Annotated in this window: 8 protein-coding genes; 5 read left to right on the plus strand and 3 right to left on the minus strand. The window is 38.2% G+C overall.

The window, feature by feature from the left end; genetic code table 11:
• Window positions 1–223: 223 nt before the first annotated feature.
• The 3 genes from HZC45_08840 to HZC45_08850 all read right to left on the minus strand — a co-directional run bounded on the left by HZC45_08840 (window position 224) and on the right by HZC45_08850 (window position 2,196).
• On the minus strand, window positions 224–910 hold the full coding sequence (locus tag HZC45_08840; protein ID MBI5683245.1) for a TIGR00730 family Rossman fold protein: 687 nt from the start codon (window positions 908–910) through the stop codon (window positions 224–226).
• A gap of 64 nt (window positions 911–974) precedes the next feature.
• Window positions 975–1,175 carry a helix-turn-helix transcriptional regulator gene (locus HZC45_08845; protein MBI5683246.1) on the minus strand — a complete coding sequence of 67 codons (201 nt, stop codon included), beginning with the start codon at window positions 1,173–1,175 and terminating at the stop codon, window positions 975–977.
• A 4-nt stretch (window positions 1,176–1,179) separates the two neighbouring features.
• Window positions 1,180–2,196, minus strand: a complete 1,017-nt coding sequence (locus tag HZC45_08850) for a helix-turn-helix domain-containing protein (GenBank protein ID MBI5683247.1) — start codon at window positions 2,194–2,196, stop codon at window positions 1,180–1,182.
• A 193-nt stretch (window positions 2,197–2,389) separates the two neighbouring features.
• On the opposite strand from HZC45_08850, the gene HZC45_08855 reads away from it, so the two are divergent.
• The 5 genes from HZC45_08855 to HZC45_08875 form a co-directional block, all read left to right on the plus strand.
• Window positions 2,390–2,647, plus strand: a complete 258-nt coding sequence (locus HZC45_08855) for a hypothetical protein (GenBank protein MBI5683248.1) — start codon at window positions 2,390–2,392, stop codon at window positions 2,645–2,647.
• A gap of 38 nt (window positions 2,648–2,685) precedes the next feature.
• Complete coding sequence (locus HZC45_08860; protein ID MBI5683249.1) at window positions 2,686–4,425, plus strand: NAD+ synthase; 1,740 nt, start codon at window positions 2,686–2,688, stop codon at window positions 4,423–4,425.
• Window positions 4,426–4,437: 12 nt separating this feature from the next.
• Window positions 4,438–5,091, plus strand: coding sequence for a cell division ATP-binding protein FtsE (gene ftsE / locus HZC45_08865; protein ID MBI5683250.1), 654 nt, complete (start codon window positions 4,438–4,440; stop codon window positions 5,089–5,091).
• Window positions 5,088–5,981, plus strand: coding sequence for an ABC transporter permease (locus HZC45_08870; protein ID MBI5683251.1), 894 nt, complete (start codon window positions 5,088–5,090; stop codon window positions 5,979–5,981). Before ftsE ends, HZC45_08870 begins: the two co-directional genes overlap by 4 nt.
• A 1-nt stretch (window position 5,982) precedes the next feature.
• Window positions 5,983–6,607, plus strand: a 625-nt coding sequence (locus HZC45_08875) for a hypothetical protein (GenBank protein ID MBI5683252.1), incomplete at its 3' end; no start/stop codon positions are given.

Raw genomic sequence — 6,607 nt, forward strand, 5'->3', positions numbered from 1 at the left:
CCAGCATTACCAGTATGAAGATTAATGTAAACATTTTTATCACCCTATTATTCTTTCTTTTCTACCAAAGTATAATCTATCTCTACAATCCTTATCCTGCTTTATCCCTCACCATGCTCACCCTTTGAATAAATAGGTGACTGGATGGAGGAGCGTCCCGTCAATGGCCATTATGATTATTGTTATTGCCATCGGTTTTAAGCCTAATCTTGAAACATCCTGCTTACTTACCGCTGCCTTTTCTATTAAGTTCGTCAATAGATGGATGCACAATAGAACCTTTATAATGTTTATTTATAATATCACAGATTTCTAATGGGGAATCCGTAACATTGAAAAGGGCAGCATCTTCAGGGTTAATAGCACCTTGCTGGACAAGGGTATTATTCATCCAGTCTGCTAATCCTTTCCAATATTCTTTTCCGAAAAGGATAACCGGAAATGGTTCAATCCGCCTTGTTTGGATAAGGGTTAATGCCTCAAATAGTTCATTCATTGTGCCAAATCCGCCGGGGAATATCACAAACGCGGCAGCATACTTAATAAACATAAGTTTTCTGATAAAGAAATATCTAAAATTCAGGGTAATATCTTGATACTTATTTGGAATCTGCTCCTGAGGAAGTTGAATATTTAATCCCACTGACTTGCCTTTGCCCATCTTTGCCCCTTTGTTTGCTCCTTCCATGACACCAGGACCACCTCCTGTAATCACAGAAAATCCTGCTTCAGAGAGGAGTTTCCCCACCTCGACCGCCTTCTGATAATAGTCTGAGTTTTCTTCAAACCTTGAACTGCCAAATATGGTAACTGCAGGACCAATGTCATAAAGGCTCTCAAAACCCTCCACCAGCTCAGACTGAATCCTAAACACCCGCCATGTATCTGTCTTTCTTAAGTCTTCAATCATAAAATTTACCTCCCTTATAGTTTTACCTTGTTAGAACTTTCCAAAAAGAAACTTCTAACGGAGTTTACCCTTTCAAATCATTAAATGGTAAATCCTTCCCTGTTTCAAGCCAATGGGTATTTACCTGAAAAGTAGATGCAAGTTTTGAAACCACAGTAAGATTAGGTTTGTATTTTCCTCTTTCAATTGATGAGAGGGAAATCTGAGGGATTTGACATATTGAAGACAGATTGGTTTGAGTTAGGCATTTAGCAATTGAGTGCATCCTGCTATCTTCTAGTTCTTTTATAAGATTCCAGAAATTCTTTCAATTTGTACGAAAACTCAGGGTCGTTATGAAGGAGTAGTTCTACTTTAGCCAAAAGGATATCACTATTTACAGCCTCTTCAGATGCCTTAACCTTGGTCCCACCCTCATTTATTTGGACATCTGCTGCAGGCTCTGTTCTTCTCACGGCCCTGTAAGGTGGAGTAACTTTATTAACATCCACTTGAGTAGAGGCTGTATCAGAAGATGCTGCCTCTCTTACAGCCCGATAAGGTGGTATAACCTTACTGTCTTCTGTTTGAATTTGGACATCTGCTGCAGGCTCTGTTCTTCTCACGGCCCTGTAAGGTGGAGTAACTTTATTAGTATCCACTTGAGTAGAGGCTGTCTCAGAAGATGCCGCCTCTCTTACAGCCCGATAAGGTGGTATAACCTTACTGTCTTCTGTTTGAGTGACTGATGTAACAACCGCTGCCTCCCTTACATCTTGATAAGATATGCTGCCTTTATCCTTGGTCCCCATTGCAAAAAGCCGTGATAATACATAAGGACTACGCAGGTCAACATCATCTTTAACCTCACGCAGATAACGACAATTTCCAATATTCATGAACACACCCCTGTCCAGAGGCTCACACAGGTATATGATAATATGACAATCATGTGATATTTCAAATATCAAACATCTCTCTTTTTCACAGAAGACAAAAGGTAAACTTGCAATGGATATAATGGATATGGCAGATAACTCACTTGCACGTTCTCTGCAATGGTTTAATTCAATAACCCCTTTCAAATCATTAAATGGTAAATCCTTCCCTGTTTCAAGCCAATGGGTATTTACCTGAAAAGTAGATGCAAGTTTTGAAACCACAGTAAGATTAGGTTTGTATTTTGCTCTTTCAATTGATGAGAGGGAAATCTGAGGGATTTGACATATTGAAGACAGACTGGTTTGAGTTAGGCATTTAGCAATTCTGAGCGCCTTTATTCTATCCTTTATATCCATTTCTACCATAGTTACTCCGTAGTGAATATATACTAATATCTACATGGATGTCAAGAACATAATATAGTGTAGTATAACATAATATAGTATAACATAGTCTCCATCACGGGGTCCTCCATCACGGGGTCAAATCTTTTAATTTGACAAAATAGGTCATAAAGCGTGGGCATTGTGGTTTATCCTCCCACTATAAATAGAAAACTTGAATGTCAAAACAAAAGATTTGACCCCTTATGACCTTTCTTCTATCGGCTTCATTCAGGAAAAACTTAAGGAATTTAATCTTGATAAATCTACACAGTTTGTCCGTGTAAAACCAAGACAGACCGTATCAATAGTCTATCACGAAGCAGGCTTTAAGCAGGGACTTGCCCCTGAAAGATTTGAGCATGGCTCAAATAAAAATTCTCATTCAAGGGGTCACGATGTGTCAGGGTTTGCCTATAAACCTCTAAATTGATACTTTACAACTTACCCACCTTTTGATAATTTAAATACATGCACATACTCCGCATAGCAATGGCACAGATAAACCCTGTTGTTGGAGACCTCTCAGGGAATGCCAGAAAGATTATAGACTATATTGAAAGAGGCATTGAACTTGGTATTGACCTGATTGCATTTCCGGAATTGTCTGTTACAGGTTACCCGCCTGAAGACCTTCTTCTTAAACCCCAGTTTATAAAAGATAATACTGCATACTTAAAAAAGATAGCAAAAAAAACAAGGGATATAACTGCAATCATAGGTTTTGTGGATAGCCAAGAAGATATTTACAATGCCGCTGCCATTGTCCACAGTGGAGAGATTGCTGGGGTCTATCATAAGATGTTTCTCCCAAACTATGGGGTATTTGATGAAGAGAGGTATTTCCAGTCAGGGAAAATGCCCTTAAATGTAATCCTTAATGACATTACAATCGGCATAGGGATTTGTGAAGACATCTGGTATCCTGAAGGACCAGCAAGGATTCAGGCAGTTGCAGGTGCAGAGGTCATAGTAAATATAAACGCATCTCCATATCATATTGGCAAGGCAAGGTTCAGAGAGGAGATGCTTGCAACAAGGGCATCGGACAACGGGGTAATTATAGCATATAATAATATGGTAGGCGGTCAGGATGAACTGGTCTTTGATGGTCATGGGATGATAATAGATGAAAAGGGAGAGGTTATTGCAAGGGGTATGGCATTTGAAGAGGATTTAATCCTTGCTGAACTTGATGTGGAAAGGATATTCAGTTTTAGACCCCATGACCAAAGAAGACGAAAGGAAAAGATTGTATTAGAAGAACAAGGCAAGAAGGTTGAAAGGATATCCCTTCATGTAAAATCTAAAAAGAAAAAGAGATTTAAAAAACTTATCTCAAAAAAGACTGCCCCGCCTGAACAGATTGAAGAGGTATATAAAGCCCTTGTCCTCGGAACAAGGGACTATGTAAAAAAGAATAATTTCCTTCATACAGTTATTGGTTTAAGCGGAGGCATTGATTCTTCACTGGTTGCAGCGGTAGCAGTAGACGCACTTGGAAAAAAGAATGTTACAGGTGTATTTATGCCCTCTCAATATTCCTCAAAAGAGAGTCTTGCAGATGCAGAGGCACTGGCTAAAAATCTTGATATTGAGTTTATAATCATCCCTATCCATAATACCTTTGATGATTATCTGAAGATTCTGTCAGATACCTTTAAGAATAGAAAACCTGATGTTACAGAAGAAAATATTCAGGCAAGGATAAGAGGGAATATCCTGATGGCAATCTCAAACAAATTTAACTATCTTGTGCTTACAACAGGTAATAAGAGCGAGATGAGTGTTGGTTATACTACCCTTTACGGTGATATGGCAGGGGGATTTGCTGTTATAAAGGATGTGCCAAAGACCCTTGTCTATAAACTATCTGAATACAGAAATTCTGCTGCAGGAATAGATATAATCCCTGACAGGGTGCTGCAAAAGGCACCAACAGCAGAACTCCGTCCAAACCAGAAGGACCAGGACACACTGCCGCCTTATGAAGTCCTTGACCACATATTAAAGGCATATGTAGAAGAAGACAGAAGTTTTGAGGAAATTGCGGCAATGGGATTTGAGGAAGGTATTGTAAAAAGGGTTATACGGCTGGTTGATATATCTGAATATAAGAGAAGGCAGTCCCCTCCCGGAGTTAAGATAACCCCCCGTGCATTTGGCAAAGACAGGAGGATGCCGATTACTAATCGGTATGCGAGTTATTAAACAGAAAAGTGTATGATCCAGTTATATCATGTGTATAAAACCTATGAAAAAAATAGTCCTGCCCTCACTGACATATCATTTATTGTAGAAAGGGGTGAATTTGTATTTCTGACAGGTCCATGCGGCGCTGGAAAGACCACCCTTTTAAAACTCATCTTCTGCACAGAAAAACCAACTGATGGACAGATAATAGTTGATAACAAAAATGTGTCAAAACTTAACAGAAAACATATTGCTTTACTGCGTAGGCAGATAGGGTTTATATTCCAGGACTTTAAACTCCTTAATAACAAGACAGTATATGAGAATATTGCCCTTCCACTTAAGATTATCGGATGTCCGCACAGAGACATTAAGAAAAGGGTTGGTACGGTTCTATCGTATCTTGAATTACTTGACAGGGCAAATTATAAGGCATCTGTCCTATCAGGCGGGGAACAGCAAAGGGTGGCAATTGCAAGGGCGCTTGTCAAAGGCCCCGCGATACTCCTTGCAGATGAGCCAACAGGCAACCTTGACCCATCACTTACTGACAGCATAATGCGCTATTTTCTGGATATAAACAAAAAAGGGGCAACTGTTGTTGTTGCAACGCATGATAGCGCTGTTATAAGCAGATTAAAGAAACGGACTATTGTGCTTGAAAATGGGAAGGTTGCAGGATGATAGTTATTATAAGGCATGTTATGTATTTTATGAAGGAGGCAGCACAGAATATAAAAACCAACCTTCTGACAAATATTATTGCTGTAATTACCATATCCCTTGCCCTGACAATACTTGCCTTTTTCTTTATATCCTATATAAATATTGGCAATGTGCTTGAGGTATTTTCTACAGAGGTTCAGATTACAGCATATTTGAGGGATGATGTGTCTGAAGAAAATATCATGAAAATAAAGGAAAGGATAATGGGTTTTTCAGAGGTTGGCTCTGTAGAATATATATCAAAAGACATGGCAGTCAAGATGTTCAGGCAGTCAATCCATGGACAGAAAGGGATATTGGAAGGATTTGGCACTAATCCGCTTCCTGCATCCATTGAGATAGGGCTTAAAAAGGATTTCAGAAATTCCAAAGGGGTTAAGGCACTTGTTGCAAGATTAAACAACATCAAGGAGATAAATGATATACAGTATGGGCAGGAGTGGATTGACAGATTTACCGCATTTTTAATCTTTTTCAAGACAGCAGGGATTATTATTGGACTCTTCCTGCTGACAGCAACTGTATTTATAATCTCCAATACCATAAAACTGACTTTATATGCGAGAAGAGAAGAAATAGAGATAATGAGGCTTGTCGGTGCAACTGAATCATTTATAAAAATTCCATTCTTTATAGAGGGTCTGTTTGAGGGTTTATCAGGCGCAGTTATTGCATTCATAATACTCTATTCCTCTAGATATATACTACTCAATAGTACATCTGCACCCTTTGTCAGTATGATAAATATCCCTTTCCCAATTACTGATTTTATGTTAGTATTATTTATAAGCGGAATTACACTAGGTTTGTTTGGCAGTTTTGTTTCACTTGTGAGGTTTCTAAAATAGGATGGGCAGGAGAAAAGACATTATTTATTTCTCTATTTTTCTATTCTGTTTTTTATCTTTTTATGAGACACAGGTTTATGCAAAGGCAAGCCAGAAGATAAAGCAGGAGATTGTTAAAAAGGGTAAAAAATTAGAGTCTGTTGAAAAAAAACTTGAGGCAAAGAAACAGAAACTAGATATAATAAACAAAAAGGAGACCTCTGTATTAACAATACTTGACAGGACAGAAAGGGAACTTGCAAGAAAAGAAGACGAACTTTCAAGATTTGAAAAAAACCTTAAAGATTTAAAGATAAAGATAGATGCCGCAGATAAAGATATAAGAGAACTTGTAATAGAAAGGGAAAAACTTCTTGTAATGTTAAAGAAGCGGGTTGTGTCCATGTATAAGATGAGAGAAGGAGGTGTTGTGAGGCTTCTTTTTTCTTCTGACTCTGTTAATGATTTTTCCCGCAGGTATAAGTATATAAATGCGATTATTGATTCAGATTTTGAACTTCTTAATAAATATGATAAAAATAGAGAAGACCTTGAAGATAAAAAAGAGAAATTGGACGGCATGAAATCTCTTACGCTGTCTTTGAAGGAGAGGGCAGAGGTAAAGAAAAGAGAAATAGCAGCAGAAA

This window comes from Deltaproteobacteria bacterium, assembly GCA_016223005.1.
Lineage (GTDB): Bacteria > Desulfobacterota > GWC2-55-46 > UBA9637 > GWC2-42-11 > JACRPW01.

What these genes read in the sequence shown, in the direction of transcription:
- HZC45_08840 (MBI5683245.1), bottom strand. Translation starts at nt 910, where the DNA reads ATGATTGAAGACTTAAGAAAGACAGATACATGGCGGGTGTTTAGGATT.
- HZC45_08845 (MBI5683246.1), bottom strand. Translation starts at nt 1,175, where the DNA reads ATGCACTCAATTGCTAAATGCCTAACTCAAACCAATCTGTCTTCAATA.
- HZC45_08850 (MBI5683247.1), bottom strand. Translation starts at nt 2,196, where the DNA reads ATGGTAGAAATGGATATAAAGGATAGAATAAAGGCGCTCAGAATTGCT.
- HZC45_08860 (MBI5683249.1), top strand. Translation starts at nt 2,686, where the DNA reads ATGCACATACTCCGCATAGCAATGGCACAGATAAACCCTGTTGTTGGA.
- ftsE (MBI5683250.1), top strand. Translation starts at nt 4,438, where the DNA reads ATGATCCAGTTATATCATGTGTATAAAACCTATGAAAAAAATAGTCCT.
- HZC45_08870 (MBI5683251.1), top strand. Translation starts at nt 5,088, where the DNA reads ATGATAGTTATTATAAGGCATGTTATGTATTTTATGAAGGAGGCAGCA.